Source organism: Paenibacillus cineris (assembly GCF_018333335.1).
In the GTDB taxonomy this organism is placed as follows: Bacteria; Bacillota; Bacilli; order Paenibacillales; family Paenibacillaceae; genus Paenibacillus_AQ; species Paenibacillus_AQ favisporus.
On the sequence record NZ_BORU01000003.1, the window covers coordinates 151,793 to 175,923 of the forward strand.

The 24,131-nt window shown below is 57.0% G+C and carries 20 protein-coding genes; 3 read left to right on the plus strand and 17 right to left on the minus strand.

All coding sequences use genetic code 11. The features are described 5' to 3' along the window. Window positions 1–8: 8 nt before the first annotated feature. From KI379_RS24885 to KI379_RS24910, 6 genes are all read right to left on the minus strand, one after another. On the minus strand, window positions 9–503 hold the full coding sequence (locus KI379_RS24885; protein ID WP_212985243.1) for a phage tail protein: 495 nt from the start codon (window positions 501–503) through the stop codon (window positions 9–11). 34 nt (window positions 504–537) lie between these two features. Further along, on the minus strand, window positions 538–1,056 hold the full coding sequence (locus tag KI379_RS24890) for a phage tail protein (protein ID WP_145140817.1): 519 nt from the start codon (window positions 1,054–1,056) through the stop codon (window positions 538–540). Then, window positions 1,053–1,553 (minus strand): GNAT family N-acetyltransferase, encoded by a 501-nt coding sequence (locus KI379_RS24895; protein ID WP_212985244.1) that lies wholly within the window; start codon window positions 1,551–1,553, stop codon window positions 1,053–1,055. The genes KI379_RS24890 and KI379_RS24895 overlap by 4 nt, the downstream gene beginning before the upstream one ends. A gap of 255 nt (window positions 1,554–1,808) precedes the next feature. Further along, window positions 1,809–2,942, minus strand: a complete 1,134-nt coding sequence (locus tag KI379_RS24900; protein WP_212985245.1) for a response regulator — start codon at window positions 2,940–2,942, stop codon at window positions 1,809–1,811. Then, a complete protein-coding gene (locus KI379_RS24905) occupies window positions 2,920–6,069 on the minus strand; it encodes a hybrid sensor histidine kinase/response regulator (protein ID WP_212985246.1) in 3,150 nt (1,049 codons plus the stop codon). Before KI379_RS24905 ends, KI379_RS24900 begins: the two co-directional genes overlap by 23 nt. 346 nt (window positions 6,070–6,415) lie before the next feature. Further along, the gene (locus KI379_RS24910; protein ID WP_212985247.1) at window positions 6,416–6,916 is read right to left on the minus strand and encodes a CYTH domain-containing protein; all 501 of its coding nucleotides are present in this window, start codon (window positions 6,914–6,916) and stop codon (window positions 6,416–6,418) included. A gap of 377 nt (window positions 6,917–7,293) precedes the next feature. Here KI379_RS24910 and KI379_RS24915 point away from each other — a divergent pair, with 377 nt between their 5' ends. Continuing rightward, window positions 7,294–8,043 (plus strand): class I SAM-dependent methyltransferase, encoded by a 750-nt coding sequence (locus tag KI379_RS24915; RefSeq protein ID WP_212985248.1) that lies wholly within the window; start codon window positions 7,294–7,296, stop codon window positions 8,041–8,043. Window positions 8,044–8,049: 6 nt separating this feature from the next. Here the strand turns inward: KI379_RS24915 and KI379_RS24920 are convergent, their stop codons facing one another. Then, window positions 8,050–8,322 carry a hypothetical protein gene (locus KI379_RS24920; protein ID WP_212985249.1) on the minus strand — a complete coding sequence of 91 codons (273 nt, stop codon included), beginning with the start codon at window positions 8,320–8,322 and terminating at the stop codon, window positions 8,050–8,052. 97 nt (window positions 8,323–8,419) lie between these two features. Beyond that, complete coding sequence (locus KI379_RS24925) at window positions 8,420–9,013, minus strand: TetR/AcrR family transcriptional regulator (RefSeq protein ID WP_076173772.1); 594 nt, start codon at window positions 9,011–9,013, stop codon at window positions 8,420–8,422. A gap of 221 nt (window positions 9,014–9,234) precedes the next feature. Here KI379_RS24925 and KI379_RS24930 point away from each other — a divergent pair, with 221 nt between their 5' ends. Together KI379_RS24930 and KI379_RS24935 are read left to right on the plus strand one after the other, a co-directional pair. Beyond that, entirely contained in the window at window positions 9,235–10,110 is an 876-nt protein-coding gene (locus tag KI379_RS24930; protein WP_212985250.1) for an NmrA family NAD(P)-binding protein, read from the plus strand. A gap of 295 nt (window positions 10,111–10,405) precedes the next feature. Continuing rightward, complete coding sequence (locus KI379_RS24935; RefSeq protein WP_076173774.1) at window positions 10,406–11,383, plus strand: ring-cleaving dioxygenase; 978 nt, start codon at window positions 10,406–10,408, stop codon at window positions 11,381–11,383. Between the two features lie 36 nt (window positions 11,384–11,419). Here the strand turns inward: KI379_RS24935 and KI379_RS24940 are convergent, their stop codons facing one another. The 9 genes from KI379_RS24940 to KI379_RS24980 all read right to left on the minus strand — a co-directional run bounded on the left by KI379_RS24940 (window position 11,420) and on the right by KI379_RS24980 (window position 24,095). Further along, window positions 11,420–12,913, minus strand: coding sequence for an FGGY-family carbohydrate kinase (locus tag KI379_RS24940; protein ID WP_212985251.1), 1,494 nt, complete (start codon window positions 12,911–12,913; stop codon window positions 11,420–11,422). A gap of 173 nt (window positions 12,914–13,086) precedes the next feature. Then, complete coding sequence (locus KI379_RS24945; RefSeq protein WP_076173776.1) at window positions 13,087–13,965, minus strand: hypothetical protein; 879 nt, start codon at window positions 13,963–13,965, stop codon at window positions 13,087–13,089. A 557-nt stretch (window positions 13,966–14,522) separates the two neighbouring features. Continuing rightward, on the minus strand, window positions 14,523–16,694 hold the full coding sequence (locus KI379_RS24950) for a Sip1-related alpha-galactosidase (RefSeq protein ID WP_212985252.1): 2,172 nt from the start codon (window positions 16,692–16,694) through the stop codon (window positions 14,523–14,525). 180 nt (window positions 16,695–16,874) lie between these two features. After that, the gene (locus tag KI379_RS24955) at window positions 16,875–17,888 is read right to left on the minus strand and encodes an ROK family protein (protein ID WP_212985253.1); all 1,014 of its coding nucleotides are present in this window, start codon (window positions 17,886–17,888) and stop codon (window positions 16,875–16,877) included. Further along, the gene (locus tag KI379_RS24960) at window positions 17,885–18,514 is read right to left on the minus strand and encodes a D-sedoheptulose-7-phosphate isomerase (protein ID WP_105444281.1); all 630 of its coding nucleotides are present in this window, start codon (window positions 18,512–18,514) and stop codon (window positions 17,885–17,887) included. Before KI379_RS24960 ends, KI379_RS24955 begins: the two co-directional genes overlap by 4 nt. After that, window positions 18,498–20,021, minus strand: coding sequence for a four-carbon acid sugar kinase family protein (locus KI379_RS24965; protein ID WP_212985254.1), 1,524 nt, complete (start codon window positions 20,019–20,021; stop codon window positions 18,498–18,500). Before KI379_RS24965 ends, KI379_RS24960 begins: the two co-directional genes overlap by 17 nt. Then, entirely contained in the window at window positions 20,018–20,683 is a 666-nt protein-coding gene (locus KI379_RS24970; protein WP_212985255.1) for a class II aldolase/adducin family protein, read from the minus strand. The genes KI379_RS24965 and KI379_RS24970 overlap by 4 nt, the downstream gene beginning before the upstream one ends. Window position 20,684: 1 nt before the next feature. After that, window positions 20,685–23,114, minus strand: a complete 2,430-nt coding sequence (locus tag KI379_RS24975; RefSeq protein ID WP_212985256.1) for an alpha-mannosidase — start codon at window positions 23,112–23,114, stop codon at window positions 20,685–20,687. 51 nt (window positions 23,115–23,165) lie between these two features. Further along, window positions 23,166–24,095: a class II fructose-bisphosphate aldolase gene (locus KI379_RS24980; protein ID WP_212985257.1), complete on the minus strand. Its 930-nt coding sequence runs from the start codon at window positions 24,093–24,095 to the stop codon at window positions 23,166–23,168. Window positions 24,096–24,131: the final 36 nt, after the last annotated feature.

Genomic DNA, 24,131 nt, shown 5'->3' on the forward strand with positions numbered 1-24,131 from the left:
ATAAAATGCTAATTTCGGGGTGGGAAGGTTCCTATTATTGCAATACAGTAGTTGACTACGGTGTAAGGCTGCATGTTGCTGTGTGGCTGGTTCTGCCCGCTGGCGGCAAGTGCATTCGGGCTCATCTGTACATTGGGCTGAACTTCGAAGTCCAGTGTAGCCCCGCCTCCCCATACATTACCTGCAGGGGTTGCTGAAGTGGCGTTCGCTCCAGCCGTCGCCAGATGCGTATGCTGCGGCATCTCGTTTACGGTCAGCGTATGCGTTTCTTCTCCTCCGGTTTGTCCAACCCTTGTCCCTGCCGCATTTTGAACCGGTACCTTTCCTTGCAGATTCGGCAGGGCAAAATTTTTGACCCCATCGCCCCCAAATGAAGTTCCTAATATGGCATATAAAGCTTGGTTCTGTTGGATCGGAAGCAGCTGCCCATTGCATAGAGCCCAACCTTCCGGGGCGTAATTCATTGCAAACATCCGAATTTCACCGATAAACGGTTCAGCCATGATTGTTACCTCCGTTGTAGATATATGACTTACATTAACCCTGTGATGGATACAACCCTTCGGTTGCGATGATGAATGAAACCGTCAGGAACGGCATCATATTGTTATGAGGCTGTCCGCCCCCCTCAGAGCTTATCGCTGCCGCATTCATAGCGCTGTCCGGCTCTGCTGTGGAATATTGTTTTAAGGAGCCCTTTGCCCAAAACGCATTGCTCGGATTGCTCAACGTCCCTGGCGCCGATTGCGCGTTCAGCATATGGGTATGCTGCGGCAGCTGCCCCTCGGTTAAGGTCACCTTTTCCGTGCCTCCCTGCTGCCCAAGGTTGTATGTTGTTTGTGTCTGCGGGTTTTTGCCCATATGAACGGGAAGGCGCCCTCGGAGGTCCGGAAGCTTAAAATTAGTTTGACCGTCGCCCCCGTACGTGGTTCCAATCAGGCTGTACAGCGCTTCGTAACCATTGATCGGCAGCGTCGTACCGTCACAAAATGCCCAGCCTACAGGTGGATAGTTTCCGGCAAACATCCGGATTTCGCCTACGTACTGATCACTCATTTGTCATTGCTCCTTTGAATATGGTAACTTGATTCAGCATGCCGCCACTCCATCGTGATATAGGGAAACGACTCGCCAATCAAACGAAAACCAAGCCTGTCATATAACTGCCGCGCGGGGCTATGCTCCAGCACATGAAGGCGCACCTTCTTGTGCTCCCGCTCTACTGAATTCTGAAGGTTCCGGATTAGGAACGTTCCGATTCCTTGATTTTGGAAATCGGAGTGAAGCGACACGTCGACAAGTAAATACGCATCCTCCGTCATGTCCGTAATCATTCGCCCCACAGGAGTCTCGTTATACATAACGATCTGGTGCACAGCCCTGGGGTACTGATGAAGATAGGAATGCTTTTGCGCTGCATACTGCATCTTTAAGAAAACATTCCGCTCCGCTTCTCCCCAGCCGAAAGTCGAGATTTCTTCTGCCCGCGTGTCCGCGTAAACCTCGAACAAAAACGGCCCGTCTTTTTCGGTGACCTCTCTTAATCGAATCATTTCATGTACGACCTCAGTCCCAAAATGTAATAGAACACTCAGAATTCCTTGGAATCGTCTTAATTACCCAACACATGCCGACATGATAATTGCATCATATTGCCGAAACGGCGAATTATTTTTAGCAGGAATATTTTTTTGTCGTTTATACAAATGTTTTATCGAATTTTGTCATTTCACTCCCGAATATTTTCCTTTATTCCTCTGAACCGATTCTGAACAAAAAACTTCGGCCTGATTAGCCACCACCTCCTCTCATCCAATCCGAAAATACTTCTCCGCCAGCATCATCGTCTCCATCTCCGGCTCGGCGTCCAGCTCCTCGGACAAGACCCGTACAAACGCATCATAATGCCTCTGTGCCTCGCCTGTTTCGCCGGCCTGAAGGTAACTGAGCAGAACCTTCCGGCAAACCTCATCCGAAAAAGGCTCAACGCTCTGCAGGCCCAGCAGCCGGTCCAGCGCCTTGCGCGCCTGTCCGACGGCTTGTTCATATTCGGCGGCCAGCAGGCTGGAGCGCACGAATTGGCGCCGAAGCTCCTCGCGGGCCGACATCGCCCAGCCGTAATCATGCTCCTCAAGATAGTCGCCCTGATATTGGGCCAGTCCGCTCTGCAGGCGCTGCAAGTCGCGCAGGTCACGGATTTCTTCCATGGCGGTATCCCTCAGGAACCGGTCCACGTCCACCTCGACTTCCCGCTGTACCAGACAATAGCTCTCATGGGAGTAATCCACGGTGGAGCCCAGTCCCCAGGCTTTCAGCATTTTGCGGACCTGGTACACGGAAGTATGCAGCTGGGTCACCGCTTTATCGGCGGAGAGTTCCGGCCACAGGGTCATTAAAATCTGGTCCTTCGCGACCCACCGGTTGCGGTGATGCACCAGCAGGGCGAACAGCTCCTGCGCTTTCTGCGTCCGCCATTTGAGCCGGCTGCCGCTCCCCGTGCCATCCAATACCTCAATCCGCTTAAAGCAAATGACTTGGGGATCCTGCCGGACAAGGACAGGTGCCGCCGTCTCCTGCTGAGGCGCCAAACGCGCCTCGAGCCGGCTTACGGTTTTGGCAAACCGCTCGGGATCAACCGGCTTCAGCAGATAGTCGATCGCGTTTACCTCGAACGCTTCAATCGCGTACTGATTGTACGCCGTCACGAACACCACCTGAATACCGGGATGTATAGCGTGCAGGCGTTCCGCCGCCTCCAGCCCGTTCAGGCCGGGCATCTCGATATCCAGAAACGCGATGTCCACCGGAATTCCCTCGGCATGCTCCAGTGCCGCCCGGACCTGCGTAAATTTGCCGGCGATCTCGATTCGCCCGTCCCCTTGAATCAGCCGATCCAACTGAAGCAGCGCCGGATTTTCGTCATCGACCAATATCGCTCTCATGCTTGTCCTCCTCTTGTGTCACCTGAGAGTCACCCTGCTTCTGCTTCGGCACATGGAACCGGACCACGGTTCCCCGCTCCGGATCGCTGTCGATCATAAGCTCCGTACCAAAAAGCGTCAGCAGGCGGGCGTTAATATTTTTCAGCCCTACGCCGTTCCCGGCTCTGCCTTCCCGCACAGCTTCCATCCGTTCCGGCGTCATGCCAATCCCATTGTCCTCGACGGCAATTTCCACTCGCTCTTCCAGCTCTCGCACCGATATCCGAACCCTGCCGCCCTCTTCCTTGCGCATGATTCCGTGCCTGACCGCATTTTCAACGATCGGTTGGATCGTGAGCGGGGGCACCAGACGATTCATATCCGCCTGAATGTCGTAGTCGACCTGCAGCCGGTCCTCAAACCGGGCCTTCTCCAGGTTTAAGTAGGACGTAACCAAGGCCATCTCCTGACGAAGGACGGTCAGCTGGTCCCGGTTGCGGAAATCGAAGCTCCCCCGCAAGTACCGGCTGAGCTCGTGAAGCAAGCCCGCCGTCTTCTCCGGGTCGATAGGCAGCAGGGCGATCATCGTATTCAGCGCATTATACAGAAAATGCGGCTTAATTTGGGCCTGCAGAAAGGCCATTTCCGCAGAAATGGCGTTCCGGACCGACCTGCGCAGCTCCAGCAGGGTTCTGACCCTGGCCCGCAGCTCTTCGGCATCAACCGGCTTGCGGAGAAAATCGTTCGCCCCGGCCGACAGCCCGATGCGGACATCCTCCGGCAGGCTTCTGGCCGTCAGAAGAAGAATCGGAAGGGCCGACAGGGAAAACTGCCGGCGCACGCTTCGGCACAGGTCCAGGCCCGACATGCCCGGCATCATCCAATCGGCAATGACCAGATCGATCGACTGCCCGGATTGGATCTTTTCCAGCGCTTCCTGACCGTTGCTGGCCGTCATCAACCGGTAGCCCTCGAGTGCCAGCAGATTGCGCAGCACCTGAAGATTAACGGGATCGTCGTCCACCATCAGGACGGTTGCGCGTTCCGCCCCGTGATCAGGCATCTGCGGATCGGTAAGCGCCAGCGCCGCAGCCGTTTCCTCGCGGATGGGCTCCGAAGAGATGCCGGCTGCTGCGCGATCTGCCGTTTTCGGTCTTGGACCGGCGGCAGGAACGGTGAAATGAAAGGTTGAGCCCCGTCCCAGCTGTGATTCGACCCAAATGCGGCCGCCGCTCAGCTCAACGAGCCTTTTGGTAATGCTGAGCCCAAGGCCGGTGCCGGAAGCTTCGTGCCCCTCCGGCATGTCCAGCTGATCAAACGGAGTAAAAATAGCCTCCAGCCGATCCGCCGCAATGCCAATCCCGGTGTCGGCCACTGAGATATGCACGGCGTCGCCCCGTTGGCCGGCCGCAATCCGGATACTTCCGCTGGAAGTATTCTTCACCGCATTGCCAAGGAGATTAAACAAAATCTGCTGAAGACGGTCCTCGTCCGTCAGCAGGAAAGGCAGATCCTCCGGCAGGCTTTCCTCCAGCATGATTCGTTTGCTCCCTGCGAGATTACGGATGATCTCCAGCACGGAACCGGTCACCGAAGCCAAATCAACGGACTGCCGCCTCATGACGATCTCCCCGTTCTTCAGCTTGGCAAAATCCAAAATATCGTTGATGAGGAGCGTCAGCCGCTTCCCTGTCGTCATGATCAGCTTGAGATTGCCGCGCTGCTCCCGGTTCAGTTCCCCGGAGGCCCCTTCCAGCAAAGATTGGGCCATGTTGACCATGCCGTGCACGGGTGTCCGCAGCTCATGGGAGGTGTTCGCCATAAACTCATCCTTCAAACCATCCAAGGTCAGGAGCCTGCGGGACAGCTGCTCCACTTCATTAAACGTCCGGTCGTAGCGCCGGGCGAGCAGGGCCGACTGAGTCACGACGAAGATCAACATTTCTGCGGGAGTAAAAACCATGCCTTCGTAGACCCCGATCAACGGGAGCAGGTTGGTGATAATAACCATGAGGATGCTGATGATGCCGAGAATCGTCAGCAGGTATTCTCCCGAATTTCGCCGCCGACGGAGGTCCCGCAGCATGATGCCGATAATGTAGGCGATGCATAACGCTGAGAAGGCGACCAGCAGAGGTTCAATTTTTGAGAACAAAATACTTGGAAAAATAATCGCAACCGCGATGGATGCCCCGCCGAGAAACGCGTAAGAACGCATGACGATGGGATGAACACCGCCGCGTACCGAAGCGGACACAAACTTTAATAAAAAATAGTAAATCAGCGCGGATATCATCAGCTGGCTCTTCAGGACCCACTCATAGGATAGGCCCGGCAAAATGCCGGCAATCAGCTTCTCCCCATGCAGCAGGACATAACCAATCGCCGTCAGGCAAAACAACCCCAGATGCAGGGAGGCCGGCTCCTTCTTGCGGATTTGCTGAAATCCGAGAAAATATATGGCGGCGGTAAAAAATCCGGCGATCGTCATCCAGTCGGCGAACAAATACATCTCTTTGCTCTGCATAATCGCGTGCTGCTCCCCGAACAGGATCGGCGTAAATACGCCGCCGGTGGTATACAAGTAATTGGCGACCTGAACGATAATTTCGATCCGTCCGCCTGAAAGGGTGGCAAAACCCAAGAAGGGAACGTTATTCTGAACGCCGTCATCGGCGGTACGCCCAGGATTTCCGCTGGCTCCAATCTCGTAACCGCCCATGAACACCCGGCTGGCGGAACGGATATTGTTGGTCTGCAGGCCGTACGTCAGCGCTTGCCCCGGCTTGACCTGAACGATCAGGCGAAACGTCCCGTAGCCCGCGGCCATTCGCTGCCCGTCCTCCGCAATATAATCGTTCCAGGCGCCCGGCAGGCGTGCCATCCCGGACAGCCTTGGACGCTCGTCTTCCTTCACGGTGACGCTGCGGTCAAAATCCTTTGGAGTCAGCAGCTGGCTCCGGTAAAATTCCCACTCCCCGTTCAAGCTGATCGCTCCGTGATGCCCGAGATCTAGCTTGCTGAGGTCAAGCACCCCTTCCACCGCCGTAGGCTGCCTGTCCATCACGAACTGCTGCCAAACGGCGTACACCGGCAGAAACAGCACCAGCAGCATGCCAATGATAAAAATAATCCATTGCCTTTTCATCCCAACGCTCCCCGGGCTTTACGCAGGGTAAAGCCTATATTCAAGCCGCTTTTCGCGCGCTTTATTCTATCAAAGCAACCGCTATACTTTATGTCGGCGCCGTGAGCCCAAAACGTAATAAAAAGCCCCCTCCAAAAAACATTTATTTTTAACCATCAAAATAAAAAAACATCTATCGGCGTCATTCAAGGAAGCCAAACCGTTGTACTATGGCAGCTTTTCTTGCGCTATAAGGAATCCGGGTATTCGAAGCATCCACATCCTTGGACAAAAAAAGAGACCTTTCGGTCTCTTGATTCCGGCCCCAACTTGATCCGTCTCGTGGCCAATGGAGCTCCATAATTCCCTAACTTCGCCGGGACTGAAGCTCACGCCAAACCTTCTTGTTGCTGTATTCCTTATCTGTGCTGATGTCCTTCCCGAACCATTCTGGTGGAACGAAGCTTTCGGCCTCCTCCTCGGAGCCGAACTCCACTTCCAGCACCATCAGCTGGATTTGATCGTACTCATCGATCTCCACCTGCAGGTTATCCCACAGCGCGGTAGAACGCTTTTTGATCAAAGGGACGGCTCCATGGGCCTGAATCATCTGGTCATACAAACCGCCGGCGATAGATACCTCCACCTCTTCCCGGGCGATGCCGAACCCCCTCTTGAACGTATGCGTATACTCTACGTCTCCGCTGACGGCATCGGTTATTTTCCGAACCCTCAGTTCCTGATCTTCATACAGCGCAAGATACGTCTGCTCGATCAGCTGCTCCTTGACGATCCGCAGTTTTCCTTCCTTAACCTGAGCCGCCGGGAATTCCGGCAGCAAAAATTTGCGTTCAATTTCTAGCGGCACCCGCTGTTCCCCCTTGAAAATGGTTAAGCCGATACCCGGCTCTATCCATCCATTCATTTTGACTTAAGACTTGCCCCTTACATTTCATCCACAACATAGCATTACCCATTATACGAACGAAACCATAGGAGGACAATCATTGGATTGCCGTTTGCCCTTGTATTCCGGGATTAAGGCCTTTTATAATGTAACTATTCTTTCAAAGGGGTGAAGCGAATCGTGGCACTGCATTTCGTTCGAGGTATGTAATTTCCGGGCTGGGTCAAAACGCGTACCAGCTATCAAGGGACACGTCTGTCCTTTGATCCATTTGGAAACGAACCGGCAACGTCTGCATGCGTCACTATTCTCTTACTTTTTGAAAGGTGGAATCATCTATGGATTCTTTTGATTATAAAAAATTTTACAATGAAGTCGGCCAAATGAACGGCTGGGATTTCAGCCGATTGAGCGTGATCGTTGAAGATGCCCTGTGGAATTTTTGGAGCGAAGTTTCCTCCCGCTGTAAGGCCGGAGATATTTTACTGGATATCGGCACCGGAGGCGGCGAGGCTCTGCTGCGCATGACGGATGCGGCCCTGCTTCTGATCGGCATCGACCATTCGGAAGCCATGATTCACACCGCCAACCGGAACCGGGAACGGTCCGGCAGGTCCAACATCCGCTTCTTGCCGATGGAAGCTTCCAAGCTCGGTTTTCCTGACCGATTCTTTCAGGTGATCAGCTGCAGGCATTCGGAGTTCAATGCGGCCGAAGTGGCCCGGGTGCTGGCGGATGATGGGGTGTTCCTCACCCAGCAGGTCGGCGAAAGCGACAAACGCAATCTGGCGCAAGCTTTCGGCAGAGGCCAATCCGGGAATACCAAGCGGGGAACGCTTATGGAGCGGTATGCCGCCGAACTGAAGGAAGCCGGATTCCGGCAGATCGATTGCCGGCAATACGATGCGGTGGAGTATTATGCGACGGCCGAAGACTTGATCTTTTTGCTGAAGCACACCCCGATCATCCCCGGCTTTGGACAGACGGAGTCGGATTTTCAGACGCTGCACCGCTTTATTGCCGAACATCAGACGCCGAAAGGAATCCAGACGAATGCTGACCGGTTTATGATCATCGCTTATAAATGACTATTATTACTCAACCTTTTCAACACTCAACACCTTGATATGTTTCGGATCATACACGTCCTGACTGGTATAGCTGCTCTCCAGCCTGAGGATCACGAGGTCATGGACTTTGAATTTATCAATATTCTTCGATACTGGAACACAGGTACCCTTAACGCAGATCTCTTTAAGATCTGAATTTATGGTATCGATCTCTCCTTCAACAGTAAAAATATTATGCTTTGCCGTGCAGCCAACCATAAACCCAAGCGTCAGCATGGCTAGAATCCGTTTCTTCATCTTCATAGCCTCCTTAGCGCACAGACAGCAGCTGATCTTTATGGTCGGCTGCTGTCTTTTAACATCGTATTCATCCCTTCCGTTAACGATCATCCTTTTAAGATTGTTCCAAAACGGGAGCCAATCCCGCTGCCACGACCACCAGCATCTCCTGCACCATCTCCTCTGCCGGGCGATGCTCAGGGTCTCGGCTCCACTGAATGGCTGTCCCCAATATGCCCCAGCTTATGAGGAGAGCCGTGGATTCCACCGCTTTTTTTGCCTCCGGCGCCTTCGCTTCTTCGCTCAGCCATGTGAACAGGAGTTGATAGAGTTCTTTATGAATGGCGCTTTCAAACAGCGGCTCATACGGACTGTTCTCCGGAGTACGAATCATATATTGCCGGGTAAGGGCAAGAAAATCAAAAACGATTTGAATCAAAGACCGCAAGCTGCTCATATTGGATATGGAATGATTAGGTAATTCCCTCTCCAGTTTCTTTTGGAATTTTTGCCTCATCCAACACTCCAGGAAAGCATACTTATCTTCGAAATGCGCATAAAATGTGGCCCGATTAACCGTCGCGCGATCGGTAATGTCCTGCACGGAAATGGAGTAAATATTTTTCTTTTGCTCGATCAGCTCCATAAAGGATTGCAGTAATAATTGACGCGTGCGCTTGACGCGGGGATCGTTTGGGTTTACTGGCATGCTATCACTCCTTGGACTTATAACCTAATAAACAACAAAATCGTGCAGATGTTGCCTACACAACGAAAACGGCTTGCTGCTGATTGCCTGCATGGCTGAACCAAACTAATATCATGTATACAGTATAGTTTAGCCGAAAATGACGCTTAAACAACACTGTTAATTAGCTGCTCTCTCTACTAAGTTGGGCCAGCCATAACCTATGAAAGGATGAATTGTTCATGATCGTTATTACGACTCCCACCGGTCAAATCGGCCAGCAAGTCCTTGAACGCATCGTTGATAGCGGGAAGCCGATCCGTGTCATTGCCCGGGACCCTTCCCGGCTGCCGCAGCGGGTGCGCGACCGTGTCGAAGTCTTTCAGGGATCACACGATGACATGGATGTCGTCTCGAAAGCATTCGCAGGTGCAGAGAGTGTTCTTTGGCTGGTGCCTCCGAACCCTCAATCGGGGAACTCCACGGAATACTATTTGAACTTCACCAGACCGGCTTGCCAAGCCATCCGGAGCCTTGGAGTGAAAAGAGTGGTGGGCGTGTCCAGCTTGGGGCGTGGCTTCAGCAGAAATGCCGGGATATTAACCGCAGCGTTTGAGATGGACGCGCTCATCGAAAGCACAGGTGTAAGCTATCGTTCACTGCGTATGCCGTACTTTATGGAAAATATGTTTCATGATCTGGAATCCATCAAAAGCCACGGAACGTTCTATATGCCTACGGCTGGAGATCAGGTGCTCCCGCTCTGCGCAACCCGGGATATCGCCTCGACAGCAGCAGCACTCCTGCTCGATGAATCCTGGAGCGGTCAAGACAGTGTCCCGGTCGTCAGCCCCGATTCTTTAACACCCAATGAAATGGCGCATGTCTTGTCTGAAGTGCTCGAGCGTCCGATTCGCTTTCAGCAGGTTTCCATTGCTGAGTATAAAGCTACCCTATCTCGCTTTGGATCGGAGGCTTGGGTCAAGGATTACATGGATATGGTCATTGCCCAAAATGAAGGCATCTACGACGACGATTTACAAAAGGCACAGCCTTCTGACACCAGCTTCCGCACATGGTGTGAAGAAGTGTTCAAGCTGGCTGTACTAGCCCCCTGATGTCCCTTGAAAAATGACCAAAAGGAATCTATGCCTGTGAAACCCGGTGTCCAGCGATACCGGGTTTTTATTTTGGGTTCCGGTGGACGATTAGTTCAGGCCCCATACTTTATCCCGATAATTTGCCATAAATCTCTAGGTTTTTGCCGATGGATCGCCATATGTTTGACACATCGGAAACAACGTGCTATATTTGTCTTAAATTAAAGATTCTTTATAACAAGGAATTGGCGCAAGCCATTTCATTCATGGAAAAACAGTTTTAAGGGAAGCTTAATTATAAGGAGGAATTATGATGAACGGATTAAAAGGAATTCACCACGTGACTGCGATTACGAGCAGCGCGGAAAAAAACTATCAGTTTTTCACCTATGTGCTGGGCATGCGCCTGGTCAAAAAAACGGTAAACCAGGACGACATCCAGACTTATCATTTGTTCTTTGCCGATGACAAAGGAAGCGCGGGAACCGACATGACATTCTTTGATTTTCCCGGCATTCCCAAAGGCGTTCACGGCACCAACGAAATCGCCAAAACGTCGTTCCGCGTTCCGAGCGATGCGGCACTGAGCTACTGGGTGAAACGCTTTGACCGCCTGAACGTTCAGCATTACGGTATTAAAGAGATGTTTGGTAAAAAGACGCTCTCCTTCGTCGACTTCGACGACCAGCAGTACCAGCTCATTTCCGACGAGCATAACGAGGGTGTTCCTTCCGGAACGCCGTGGGAAAAAGGGCCAATTCCGCTGGAGTACGCCATCACGGGCCTGGGCCCGGTCTTTGTGAGAATCGCCAATTTTGATTATTTCAAAGAAATGCTGGAGAAAGTATTCGAGTTCAAAGAAATCGGCCAGGAAGGCTCCTACCACCTCTTTGAAGTCGGCGAAGGCGGCAACGGGGCTCAGGTCGTCGTGGAATATAATGCCGTGCTGCCGCCAGCCCGCCAAGGCTTTGGTACGGTGCATCACGCGGCGTTCCGTGTTGAGGACCGCGCCGTGCTGGAACAATGGATCACCCGCCTGGACGAATTCGGGTTCTCGACTTCGGGTTACGTGAATCGTCACTTCTTTGAGTCGCTGTATGCGCGGGTGGCGCCGCAAATTCTGTTCGAGCTGGCGACCGACGGACCTGGCTTTATGGGCGACGAGCCTTACGAAACGCTGGGCGAAAAGCTGTCCCTGCCTCCATTCCTGGAGCCGAAACGCGAGCAGATCGAAAAGATGGTGCGTCCGATTGACACCGTGCGCAGCACGATTGAATTTACAAAAGAATAAGGCGTTAGTTTATACAAAAGCAGCTCCTGATTTCGGTCAGGAGCTGCTTTTGTAATAGGACAGCAAGGGCTGGAGCAGGCCGAGAAAGCCTTGCTCGTACAGCTTCCGGTACATCTGATGGCGTTCCGGATCAGGTTCGTACACCTTCGCCTCGGGGTAGGTTACGGCAGCAGCCGCTTCGCGGAAGGACGGGTACAGGCCGGCCCCGACGGCGGCGGCCAGGGCAGCCCCGAGCAGCGAGGCCTCCGCTGCGCCGGTCATGGTCAGGCGGACGCCTGAGACGTCGGCCTTGATCTGCAGCCAGTGGCTGTTCCGGGCTCCGCCGCCGACCACGTGCATCCGCCGGATCGGACTGCCGCCGACCCGTTCGGCGCACTCCCGCAGCAGCTCCAGCTGATAGGCGTTTCCTTCCAGCACCGCCCGGATCAGGTGCCCCTTCTTATGCTTGGCGTCCAAGCCGATGAATGCGGCCCGGGCACCGGGCTCGGGATGCGGGGCGCCGCTTCCGGTCAAATACGGATAATACAAAATGCCGGTGGGCTGCCCGCCCGCCTCATCTAGCAGCCGCATCATATCCGGGTAGGACATGCCGGCATCCGATAAGGCTTCGCGGGCCCACTCTACCGAACCGCCGGACGAAGAATGTCCTCCCATCCAGTACATGCGGCCCGGCACCGGATGAATGCCGAAAGACAAGCCCGATGCATCGTCGGCATCCCCCAGGGGACGCAGGGGGAACGTCCCGACCAGCGTTTCGGCGGTCCCCATCGAGTTGTACGTGCTGTCCGGGCCGTCCGGGCAGGCCAGCGAGGCGCACACATGGTCATGTCCGGCCAGGATGACCGGCGCTTTGCCGAGGCCGAGGCCGTCCATGGCCGGCAGTACCGTGCCCACTGGCGTTCCCGCCGGGTGAATGGGCGGAAACAGCTGCGGATCCAGCCCGAAGCTGCGGATCAGCGGCTCATTCCAGGCGCGGTTGTCAATCCGGTATGCGTAAGTTCTGGCCGCCAGCGTCTCATCCTCGGCGATCCTGCCGGTCAGCCGGTAAGCGATATATGACGCGGCGGACAACCATACGCTGCCGTCAAAGGCGTCCGGGTACGCTTCCCGCAGCCACAGCAGCTTCGGCAGGCCGTGTTTGAACGACGGGCGCAGTCCGGTCATGCGGAAGAGCTCCCGTTCATCCACCTCCTGCCTGATCCGCTCCGCCTGCGGTGCCGAGCAGGTTTCGAACCAGGGCAGCATCGGAGTGCGCGCTCTCCCATCCGCTGGATTCAGCAGCAGGCCGCTCTCCGCCATGCTCGTAATCCCGACGGCATCGATCGCTTCGTCCCGCTCTCCAAGACGCTCTACCGCCTGCTGGATCAAACCGGCCGCGGTCTCCCACAGCACATCCGGGTCATAGACAGTGGTGCCGGAGGGGCCTTGCGCCTTCAGGTTCGGTGCCGAGACGACGGCCATTTCCGAGCCATCGTTCCCGAACACCCCTGCTTTGATATGAGTCGTGCCGATATCCAACGAAAGCAGCATCCCGATTCCTCCTCTCCAAAAAGGGCTCCTCTACGGGAGCCTTATGTATATTTTTATATCCCAATCGTAGCATGTATAACACCCTCCAAGCCCGGGACATGCATCACACTGCCCCACCGCCCCCAACAGCATACGCTGCCGGGGTATCCAGCATCCGCCGGGGAGAGCGGTCCTTACCAGGACGAGAGTTCCGTCCGCTTCCAGTTGTCTTGGGCAACGCACACATATACGTACTGGTCGTCCCAGGCCATTTGTCCCTGACTGCAGGGCTCGGTGGATGATTTCGGCGTATGCTTCTCACGGATGCGGAGCTTGTCTCCGTTCACATCTAGCTTGGTGTCCGGTTCGTCGGTGCCGATTCCGACATTGCCGTCGCTCCGCTGCATGGTCAGCGGGGAATCGACCACTTCGCCGTCGTCGCCATAGCGGACGAATTGGAGGTCGGACCCTGTGTTGCCGCCCTTCTCTTTCGTGCTGTCCGCCCGAACGGCCCATCTCGGCGTCGTTTTGTTGTCTTCGCCGGCAACGCTGAACTGGAGGTCCCGGTTCGACCCGGTTTCGCCCGCAACCCGCAGGATGCCGTTCATCACATTAAAATTGGATGATTGGGTACGGATTTCGCTGACGTCCATGTCATAGGGGATTTCCAGCCGCGTGAACAGCTGGTCCGCATATTGACCGTCCGGCGACATCGTCGTCTCAAACGAGAGGTGTTTATGGTCGTGCTGCTCGGGATTATTCGCTTTGTCGTGGGAGATGATGGCGGTCTTATCCTTCCCGTTTTCGTCGGCCCAGGCAATCGCGGGTTTGGCGCGATCGGCCGTCCACTGCAGCCGGATCAGGTCGGACTGATGCCCTTCCTCATTAATCCACTTCTTGTCGGTGGACAAAAACAAGCGCTCATTATGCGGAACGACGATTTCGCTGCCGTTCTGTTTCGTTTGATCCAACACGCCATCTGCCGAGCTCAATGTTCGGTCGGTGCATCCGATGCCTACCAAGCAGACGCCCCCAAGTATTATCTTTGCGATCATCGACTTCGATATTTTCATTGCTATCCCTCCGTTATCATTTCATTCGACTTTATTTATGGAATCAGCCAAAAGCTCCGTTTGATCGTATACTAGACCGCACACTGCGTACATCCATTTCATCAAATTTCCCGGAAAAATGATTCTTTTCGTCTATAAAATTTTAAATCCGATGTGCCGACAGCGGTTTTCAAAATAGGTCTTGCTGGTAATATTTTTCTAAAAGTTACCAATACACTGCAAATTACCGCAGCTCCTCCTATTTATATGAATATGTACCTATGCGGCAGTCAACGAGTCCAGCGGAGGGTGATCCATAAATCCGGAAGATAAGGAGGCAAGGAATATACCTATATATTGGCATCAACTTAAAATCGCCATATTCATCGTCCAATCGTTCTCCGCCGAGAACACTACGGCAAATCCAAAAACGGATGTCGTAGGCCCCGTGTCGTTCAGCGGGTTGGCCATCACAACAAGATCTTGATATTGCAGCGAAAATAGTTAAAGCAGCTCGTTTGTCATCAGATGAACGAGCTGCTTTTGCTATTTTTTTCATCAAAGCCTTCATGCGGCTTTTACGCCGAGACGATTTCGATCTGCACCGGTTGGCCGGGCTCCCCGCAGATAACCTCATAAAAATCGCCGGTGCCGCCCCCGATCGGAGATGCCTCTGCCGTCAGGCCGTTTGCGGTAACGCTTAAAGGCGCTGTTCTGGAAGCAAACACGAACCGGCCGCCTTCCCGCAAGCGGACGTTTGTCACCTCGCCTACCTCAGTACACCCGACAACCGCCGCCGGCGAATTGTATTTGTCGGCCAGCCCAACCGGGGTAACGCTGCCCGTAACCGGGACGACCGCATAGAGGGCGCAGCCTCCTTCCTCCAGACGGATCGGGGTCTGCTCGTCGGCGCGCATCAGCCAGCCCTTGCCGGCAAAATGGTCGTACACGGCGAATTCCCCGCCGCCGAGTCCCGGCACATCGGCCGGTCCGATCGAACCCATAACCTGAGCAGAATCCCCTCTGATATGAAAAGCCGCCACAACCCCTGCGCTGCCCGCCCGGTTCCACAGTTTAAGAGGAACATGCTCCTCGGCCGGATTCAGCAGCAGGCAGTCCGGGGTCGGATTGGCCGTCTCGTCGCAGCGGATGACGGTGCCGTCTGCATAGATCAAAGGCCAAATGCGCGACGGATCGGTATTTCCCGGAGCGTCGCTGATATAGACCGGACCTCCGCTCACCGCGCGCAGCACCGCACTCTGCACGTCGTCGTGGTTTTTGGACCAGTACATATCCCAGTCTCCCCAGTAAAAAGCCCCATGGTAAAAGGAATTGTAGCTGTTCTGCAGCGCATGCTCCGGAAAGCCGCGCTTCTCCTGCGGCACAAAATCGTCGCTGTTGCGCGAAACGGCCGACTTCGGCCGGTGCCATATATTTTCGGACGCCATGCCCATGCAGTTGATGATCGTCCCGTCAAAATGCAGTGCAACCGAAGCCTCCAGCGCCTCGTGCGCAGCCGCGGCAGCTTGGCCGATAGGCATACGTCCCTGCAGGTAGTTCAGAACCGCGCTTTGGCTGTCCACCTTGACAAAATCGACGCCCTGACGGCGCAAAAATCCGTGCCAGGCATGCCAGAAGGCAAAGCCTTTGCCGGCTTCCGGATAAGGGATAAGATTGCCCCGGGGCACCCGGTACAGATGGTCCGCATACGTTCTGGCGATCGGGCTGTCCTCCAGAATGCCGCCCCAGTAACCGGCGATGGTGTGCCATACCCCGACGTGGCGGATGCCGTACCGCTCCTTCAGTGCATGCACGGCACGCTTCAAACCGCCGGGAAATTTGACGGGATCCGCTTCAAAGGAAGACAGCTTGCCTGCCGAAATATCGGACCAGCCGTCGTCGATCATCACCCAGCCGACCGGCAGCCCAAGCTGCTGCAGCTCGGCGGCTTTGGCCAGCAGCCCTTCTTCGCTGACCTGATGGTAAAAAGCGTCCCAGCTGCACCAGCCGAGCTTGTCCAGCATCGCGGGAAACGGCTTCTGTTCCCTCGGCAGCGTCGGATAATCCAGCTCTTTCAGCGCGGTGGCCACATTGCGCTTGACGAGATCGTACGGATCGCTCCCGGCCGCAAAGGCAAACACAAGCGCTTCACAGCGGGTATGCCCTTCCTCATAAGCGGATAATCGAAGCGTAATCCCTTCCTCGGCTCCGGCGGCATCCGCACGCCACATCGGCCCCGTCACCGGAAGCAGGTGGCAATATTCGCCTGCTGTCTTCCACAGCAACGACTGCATTTTCTCCGGCAAACCGGCCAGATCGGTGCCAAAATGTGGGCGGGTCCACCAGTCCTTATGCTGGTAGTTGGCCATCAGCCCCTCGATCTGCCCAGCGGGCCGCAGCGTCAGCATGACCGCATGCTCCCCTGCGAACGAGCGCTGCTTGCCGAAATCATTTTCATTGGCGATGCCGGCTTCCACGGAGACCAGCATCGTGCCGCCTGCCTTCTCGCGCACAAAAATCCGGGCCTGAATGGACTCATCTTCGCTTCGGTAGTGAAATGAGGTCTCTTCAAAAATCCCCTGTTCCGTCGAACCTTTCTCTGTTTCTGACCCTGTCAGCTGCAGCCGAACCGCTTCCGTCCCCGACTGAAGCCGAACGGAAAGGCCAAACGGCCGGAGCAGAGCTTTCTCCACGCCGTCCGCCCCAAGGTTTTCACTGGAATGAAACGCACCTTGCCCTTCGATACTCATCAACGATTCCCCCTGCTGCTCCCAAAATGACGAACATGCCAATTTCCAACCATCCATACGACAAAGGCCTGAGGGCTCTGCACTTCCATGCCTTCAGGCCGCGAATCTTGTATCACAAACGTTATAATGAACCTGTTATCATCTGTTAAAAGTTCGCCGATCCACCTTCGGTTTCCCGGATCAATTATTCCCTCGTTCATGCTCCCCCAGCGCGTGAAGCGCAACGGACAAGCTGGCCGCATCCCCGACATGCTCGCCGAGCTCCGACGGCAGAATCCGGCAGGCCGCAAGCGTCCCCGGCAGCGCTTCACGCCGCAGCTCCTCCAGCACGATCGGCCGGAGCACCTGTTCCTGGCGCGCATAAATGCTGCCGATTACGATCCGCTCCGGATTGAGCGTATCGACGAGGACGGCCAGGCCCCGGCCGAGCTTGCGGCCGATGATGCCCACCGCTTCGCGCGCCAGCGCGTCCCCGGCGGCAGCCGCCTCAAACACGTCCTTCGCCGTCCATGCAGCCTCCCCGCTCCCTCCGGAATGCGGGGCCATCCCTCCGGCGCCGGCGGAGAATCGCGCGGCAGTCTCTGCCGCCGCTCCCTTCAAACCGGCAAACAGGCGGGCGATGCCCCCGCCGCTGCAAAAGCCCTCAAAAGAGCCGGCCTTGCCGTAGCCGACCGGTCCCTCCTCCGCCAGGCGGATATGGCCGACCTCACCGGCCATGTCACTTGCGCCGGCATACAGGGCTCCGTTCAGGATCAGACCCGCGCCCATTCCTGTCCCGAAGGTCAGGAAGATCATGCTGGACGCCCCGCGCCCGGCCCCCCACCGCCATTCGGCGAGGGCGCAGGCGTTGGCGTCATTCTGGAGCGCGGCGGGTACGCCGAAGCGCTCCCGGAGCGGCGTGAGGACGTCGATGCCGTCCCAGCCGGGCAGGTTCGGCGGGGAGAGAATCCGTCCCCGCCGGCTGTCAAGCGGGCCGCCGCAGCTGACGCCGACGGCAGCAAGCGGCTCGCCCCCGCCGGCCGAAGCGGCCAGGCCGGCCAGCTCACCGCACAGCGACGCCATCGCTTCCTCCGGCGTGTCCGGCGTCGGGAAGCTGCGCTTGCCCACGATTTCGATCCGGTCGCCTTCCGCCCTGCCAAGCACGGCCGCGCATTTCGTTCCGCCGATATCGAGGCCTCCCAGCAGTGTGCTCATGCGAAAAATGCCTCCTCCAGCATCATGCACAGCGTATGGTAAATCGGCAGATGCCTTTCCTGGATATCCGGCGTGCCGTCGTAAGGAACGCAGACGGCAATGTCGCACAGCTCCTTCAGGCGTCCGCCGGTGCGGCCGGTCAGGCCGATCGTGGTCATCCCGAGGGATTTGGCCACCTGAACGGCACGAACCACATTCGCCGAGTTGCCGGACGTACTGAACACGACCAGCGTATCCTCCGGCCGGCCATAGCCGTACACCTGCTGGGCCACCGCCATATCGGCGGCAACGTCGTTGATGAACGCGGTCGACAGGCCGCTCTGGCTGACGAGGGAGATGGCCGGCAGCGCACCCTGCAGCCGGTCGGCGATATAAGCGCCTTCCTCGCCGTGAATGAGCATCTTATCGCGTTCGGCCGGCGGCAAAGTCCGCTTCAGCATAAAGCCCTTCATCAGCTCGCCCACGACATGCTCGCAGTCGGCGGCGCTGCCGCCGTTGCCGGCGAGAAGCATTTTGCCTCCCCGGCGAAAAGAAGCCTCCATCGCCTCATACGCCTGCCAAACCGCGTCCCGGCACGGCTGAAGATCCGGATATTTCGCAAACAGCTGCTCAAAGATCGCGCTCATCGCAGTCACTCTCCCCATGGATGTTCATTCCCTTCAAATGTTCGATGGCTTTGACGATAAACTCCGGGCTGCCAAAGCTGCCCGATTTCAATACCAGCAGACGCGCCTTGCCGTCCAGCGACATACAGGAGGGCAGCCCCGGCTCAATCTCTTCCAGCACCCGCAGCCCGGTGATGCCCAGCCGGTCGCAAACGGCAGCAGAGGTTTCGCCGCCGGCGATGACGATTCGGCGCTGCCTGGCACGCTCCGCGACATCGGCTACAGCGCCGGCCAGCTCATCCGAGACGATGCGCGAGAGCACCGTCCCCGACAGGCCGAGCTCCTCCGCCCGCTTGCGGGTCGCTGCCCGCTTGCCGGCATCGTTCGATGCATGGATCAGCACATCGCGTTCGGATGCCAGCTCCGCGCCGGACCGCCGTACGACATCGGCGATGTGCCCCCCTTTGAGTGCTGGTTCCAGCAGCAGCAAGGAATCGAGCTCGATGATCGTAACGCCCGCCTCCCGGGCGCAAGCAATCTGCGCTGCGGTTTGCGGCATCAGGCTGCCTGCCGCGAGCAGCACCCCTTCGCCCCTGGTGGCATGACCGGCTGAGCCTGCGTTGTCCTGCGGGGCGTCTGCATCTTTGCTCAGTAACCCGCTATTTTCAATAAGGTCAGCAGCCGCCCTATCAACTTGCCCGCCATGCGGCCCGGTCCCGGCAGAGGCCAAGTTTTTCCCTGCTCGTTCTCCTTCATCTGCTCCCAAGTCAGCCCTAAGGGCCGCATTCTCCTCAGGCCCGGCAGTAGATCGATCTGAGCTTTCCCGGTCCGCATCCGCATGCTTCAACAGCGGCGCGAGCTCCTCATAGAGGCCGGAACTGCCGCACAGCAGCGGCTCATCCAGTACCGCCTCGGCGATGATCCGCAGCGACTGCTGATCGCGGACGTCGAGAATCAGGTAGGTACATTCGCCCCGCATCCGGTTGATTTCCCCGCGTAGAACCTCGGCGCCCTGCTCCACCACGCCGATCGGGAGCATCGCCACCTTCCGCTCTGTCTGCGCCTGCAGGATCGCCGTCAGCTCCGACTCCTGCATCGGATGCACCGGATCATGCCGGAATTCGGACTCGGCCAGCGGCTTGCCGTGCACGTAATGGATGCCGTCCAGCGTGACGCGGCCGTTCTTCGGAAAACCGAGCACGACAACCGCGAACGAAGCATGCATCGCATCCAGCATGGCGTCGAATTCCGCTCCGATGTTGCCGCGGAAGACCGAGCACGTTTTGTTGACCAGCCGCGTGCATCCGGCGGCGCGCAGGGCGACCGTCGCTGCATACACCTTGGCATAAGCTTCATCCGCGGTATCGAGCCGCGAGTTTGTGTCCACTACGAGCACGTCCGGCTGCGGATCCGGCAGACCATGCCGGAGCTCATCCGCCGGATACACATGCGTCGTCAAGCCCACTTTGGCGAACATGATACCGATGTCGTTCGCGCCGGTAATGTCGTCGGCAATGACGCCGATCATCCGTCCCACCTCCTCCGCGGACGGTAGCCGGAGCGCTCCAGGAAGTCCTGCCGGACCGGATCCGGCAGCTCATGCAGACGTACGCCTGCGCTCCCGGATTCAATCACCATCCGGCAGGCCATTTCGAGCGTCTGCAGCGCCATCCGCGCTTCCTTGATGCTGGTGTCATAGACCAGCACCCCGTGGTGCTCCAGCAGCAGTACGTTGGCCTGCTTCGCCTTCTCCCTGACCGCTTCCCCCAGATCCAGCGAGCCGGGATGGGCGTACCGGACGCGTTCCACACGCTCCAGGTAGTACATCGTCTCCACGAACAAGCCGGAGGGAAGCGGAATATCGGCACAGGCGAACAGCGTGCTGTAAAAAGGCGACGTATGCAGCACGGCCCCCACGTCAGGCCGCAGGTCATATACGGCCTGGTGCATCGGCACTTCCTTGGACGGCTTAGGCCCGGCTGCTGCCGGCGCCTCTCTGCCGTCCAGAACGCACTCGGCGAAATCTCCTTCGCCCAGCTCTCCCAGAAACGTCCCCGTGGCCGTGATCAGGAAGCTTGAATCATCCAGCCTGGCGCTGATGTTGCCCGCATTGCCCCAGGCGAGCCCCGTGTCCATCATGAATTTCCCGGCCGCCCGCAGCTCGGCGGCCGTCTCTTCGCGGCGGCCCATATTACAGGTCCCACTCCAGAAGGCTGGTTTCCGTCACGGGAAGGCTTTTGTCCGCCGGCACGCGGAACGTTTTGATTTCCGACGGCTTGAAATCGGCACGGATGCTGCGCTCCCATTTCGGGAGACTGATTTCGGCCGTCGTCGCCTTTTTGTCCGTCTCATAAACGCGCAGGATCAGATCGTCGTTATCCTCCGCTTTTTTCACCGCGCTGACGATGATGTTGTCCCGGTCCACCGACAGGTACGAATCCGTCTGCGGCAGCTTTCCTTCGTGATACGTTTCGATGATGGCTACCGGCTTGCAGTTCAGCTCCGCGGCCCGGCGCACAGTGCCGGCCTTCTCCCAGCCCTCTTCATGAGGAAGAAGCGAATAGTTGAACTGCTGAATGCCCTGGTCGGTAAAGGCATACTCACCGTCCGCCTCCGGCACGTATGGATCGTGATGGGCATAAATCGGGCTGCGCAGCACGGTCAGGGCCAGCTCCTTGTTGTGGATGCTGTAGCTGTACTTGGCGTCATTCATCAGGCTCAGCCCATACACGCGATTCGATCCCGGAACGATCCCCGTATAGTCCACCCAGCTCTGACCCGGCTCTTCCTCGCCGTTATGCTCGCGCTCGATCGTTCCGTAAGGAATTTCGTACGTATGCCGGCTGAAGACGCAGTTGACCGGGAAGACGAGCTTCAGCATTTTGAACTTTTCCCGCCAGTCCACGGTCACGCGAACGTCGATTTGGTCCCGGTCCGGATACATCGCAAAATCCTGCACCAGCCGCGAGCTGCCGTATTCGCTTACTACGCGGATGACCGATTTGACCGGCCCGTGCTCGATGCGCTGCACTCTCACCGCCTTGAACTGCCCTGCCGTCCGGTTAAAATGCAGCACGTCGTGGCTCCACGTATCCGAGGTGTCGTCGATGACGACCGGCCGTGCCCCTTCGCCCCGCAGCACCTCATGATCCAGCTTCTTGTCCCGCAGGCTTTTGATAAAGCCCGTGTCCTTGTCGAACTCCAGCCGCAGCCGGCTGTTTTCCAAGACGAGATCGCTGGCCGTAATCGGCTCCCCGACCGGCTTCAGCGAAGCCGATTCCAGGAACAGCTTGTAGACCCGGTATCCGAGCGGCGGCAGTTCGGCCATAAAGCTCAGACGGTAGCGGCCTCTGGCTGCGGCCTGCGACTTGACGGTCTGGAAGGGCACCGGCTTGCCGGTATCGTCGACCAGCACGCTGTTGTCCTTGATTCCGCCAACCTCCAGCTCGACGTTCACTTTGCTGGACCAGGCATGCGGGTTGAACACGACGATCGGGCGCATCGATTCATCCTGCTCGATACCGATGTTCCAGGACAGCGACTGCACCGCATAGTTCAGCGAGCGGTCTGCGATCGCCATCGCTTCCCCAAACAAATATCTCGCGTCCTCATACGCCGGCTCCAGGCTCGTTCCGGCCAGGATGTCATGGAACTGGTTGAACAGCACGTTTTTCCAAGCACGCGTGAATTCCTCAGGATACGGCTGCCCCGTGATCCATGAAGCGAGCGCGGAGAACTTCTCCGCCGCAATCAGCCGGTTCTCCGCCTGGCGGTTCCACTGCTTGATGCCGGAATGCGCGGCATAGCAGCCGCTGGCGTGATGCTGCAGGTCGTCGTGCACAACCGGAAAATCAAGTCCGGAAGCTTCCATGTCCTTGAAGTACCGGTCAGGCGTAGCGAACTCGAGCTTCGGCAGATCGGGCTCCTCGTTCAGGCGCCGAATGCTCTCGATATTTTCCTTGGTCGGCCCGCCCCCGTGGTTGCCCACGCCGTAGAACAGCATCAAGTCGTTCAGCGGTTCCTTGAACTCGCCGAGGCAGCGGCGTACGTGATTCTCCAGATCTTTGCCCCAGGACAGGTACTCGAACATAATGCGGAACGTCAGCACCTTGGACCCGTCGTCGGACTGCCACCAGAAGAGCCGGCTGGGCAGGCCTTTTTCGTTAGGCATCGGGCGCATCATCACGTAGTAGTCCATCCCGCTCTTCTTTAAAATTTGCGGGAGCATAGCGTTGTGGCCAAAGCTGTCAACGTTGTAGCCGACTTTGGCGGTCACCCCAAACTTTTCTTTAAAATAACGCTGGCCGTACAAGCCCTGGCGGACGAAGGATTCGCCCCCCGGAATGTTGCAGTCGGGCTGGATCCACCAGCCGCCGACGATGTTCCACCGGCCTTCCTTGACGCGTGCGCGGATTTCTTCGAACATGGCGGGCTCGTTATTTTCGATCCACTCGTACATGGCCGCCGAGCTGGACGTAAAAATAAAATCCTCCGATTCCTTCATCCGGTCGAGGGCCGAGCGGAAGGTCGCTTTTGCTTCCTGGAAGCCCTCCTGCCACTGCCACAGCCATACCGGGTCAAGATGCGCGTTACCGATCATGTACAGCTTTTTGTCCTTCATACGTGGTTCAGCTCCAATCCATGGTTACTTGGGTGTAAGGATGAATCCGGTTTATTGGAAAAAGCATCCGGCCTTTCCGGCGCTCAGCACGAAATCCTTCATCTTGTTCATGACCGTCTGCTTGACGGCTTCGCGGCCTGCAGCCAGCTGATCCGGCGCCAGTGCCCGGCACTCCGCGTCCGTCATGCGCTCCTCCCGGCCCAGTGCCGCGAGCAGTGACAGTTCCAGGTCTGTCGCGATATTCACTTTGCTGACGCCGCCCCCGTTCAGGGTGAACGCCTGCTGCATCATACCGGCCGGAACGCCCGAACCGCCGTGCAGCACCAGATGCACCGGGGTCAGTGCCCGGATCGCCTCTAGGCGCGCATAGTCGACCTTCGGCTGCTTCACGTTGTAGACGCCATGCGCGGTGCCGCACGATACCGCCAGCGCGTCCACGCCGGTCAGCCGAACGAACTCCGCCGCCTCATCGGGATCGGTGTACAGCTCTTCGTCGGTTTCCGTCTCGACGAAATCGGTCGTGCCGATCATGCCGAGCTCGGCTTCAACCGAGACGCCTCTGGCATGGGCATAGTCGGCCGCTTCTTTGGACTCGCGGACGTTGTCCTCGAACGGCTTTTCCGACGCGTCGATCATAACGGAGGTAAAGCCCGCTTCGATGGCCTCGGCGATGACCGCCATGTCCTTCGTGTGGTCCAGGTGAAGCACCACCGGAACGGTGATCTGCTGCTCCTCCAGCTGGCGGTAGAATTCCTCCGCAAATGCCTTCGGCGTAATGCCGTACCGGATCAGCTCCTTCTGCGAAATCTGGACGATCAGCGGCGAATCTGCCTCCTGCCCTGCCGCCAGAACGGCGGCGATCATGGACGTATAGCGCGGTGAAAACGAACCGATCGCGTACTTTCCGGCTTCGGCGGCTTTAAGGGCCTGCTTCAGCGTCAGGACGTTGGACCGTCCCGCAGCTCCTGCTTGGGTCGTCATAGGGTAAAAACTCCTCTCGCTCTCTCTTGTAAATCT

Bases quoted from the DNA above. Each gene is read 5' to 3' on its own strand.
- KI379_RS24925 (WP_076173772.1), bottom strand. From the start codon at position 9,013: ATGCCAGTAAACCCAAACGATCCCCGCGTCAAGCGCACGCGTCAATTA.
- KI379_RS24930 (WP_212985250.1), top strand. From the start codon at position 9,235: ATGATCGTTATTACGACTCCCACCGGTCAAATCGGCCAGCAAGTCCTT.
- KI379_RS24915 (WP_212985248.1), top strand. From the start codon at position 7,294: ATGGATTCTTTTGATTATAAAAAATTTTACAATGAAGTCGGCCAAATG.
- KI379_RS24960 (WP_105444281.1), bottom strand. From the start codon at position 18,514: ATGAGCGCGATCTTTGAGCAGCTGTTTGCGAAATATCCGGATCTTCAG.
- KI379_RS24890 (WP_145140817.1), bottom strand. From the start codon at position 1,056: ATGAGTGATCAGTACGTAGGCGAAATCCGGATGTTTGCCGGAAACTAT.
- KI379_RS24885 (WP_212985243.1), bottom strand. From the start codon at position 503: ATGGCTGAACCGTTTATCGGTGAAATTCGGATGTTTGCAATGAATTAC.
- KI379_RS24965 (WP_212985254.1), bottom strand. From the start codon at position 20,021: ATGATCGGCGTCATTGCCGACGACATTACCGGCGCGAACGACATCGGT.
- KI379_RS24950 (WP_212985252.1), bottom strand. From the start codon at position 16,694: ATGAGTATCGAAGGGCAAGGTGCGTTTCATTCCAGTGAAAACCTTGGG.
- KI379_RS24970 (WP_212985255.1), bottom strand. From the start codon at position 20,683: ATGGGCCGCCGCGAAGAGACGGCCGCCGAGCTGCGGGCGGCCGGGAAA.
- KI379_RS24920 (WP_212985249.1), bottom strand. From the start codon at position 8,322: ATGAAGAAACGGATTCTAGCCATGCTGACGCTTGGGTTTATGGTTGGC.
- KI379_RS24975 (WP_212985256.1), bottom strand. From the start codon at position 23,114: ATGAAGGACAAAAAGCTGTACATGATCGGTAACGCGCATCTTGACCCG.
- KI379_RS24980 (WP_212985257.1), bottom strand. From the start codon at position 24,095: ATGACGACCCAAGCAGGAGCTGCGGGACGGTCCAACGTCCTGACGCTG.
- KI379_RS24945 (WP_076173776.1), bottom strand. From the start codon at position 13,965: ATGAAAATATCGAAGTCGATGATCGCAAAGATAATACTTGGGGGCGTC.
- KI379_RS24955 (WP_212985253.1), bottom strand. From the start codon at position 17,888: ATGAGCACACTGCTGGGAGGCCTCGATATCGGCGGAACGAAATGCGCG.
- KI379_RS24895 (WP_212985244.1), bottom strand. From the start codon at position 1,553: ATGATTCGATTAAGAGAGGTCACCGAAAAAGACGGGCCGTTTTTGTTC.
- KI379_RS24905 (WP_212985246.1), bottom strand. From the start codon at position 6,069: ATGAAAAGGCAATGGATTATTTTTATCATTGGCATGCTGCTGGTGCTG.
- KI379_RS24940 (WP_212985251.1), bottom strand. From the start codon at position 12,913: ATGCTGCTTTCGTTGGATATCGGCACGACTCATATCAAAGCAGGGGTG.
- KI379_RS24900 (WP_212985245.1), bottom strand. From the start codon at position 2,942: ATGAGAGCGATATTGGTCGATGACGAAAATCCGGCGCTGCTTCAGTTG.
- KI379_RS24935 (WP_076173774.1), top strand. From the start codon at position 10,406: ATGAACGGATTAAAAGGAATTCACCACGTGACTGCGATTACGAGCAGC.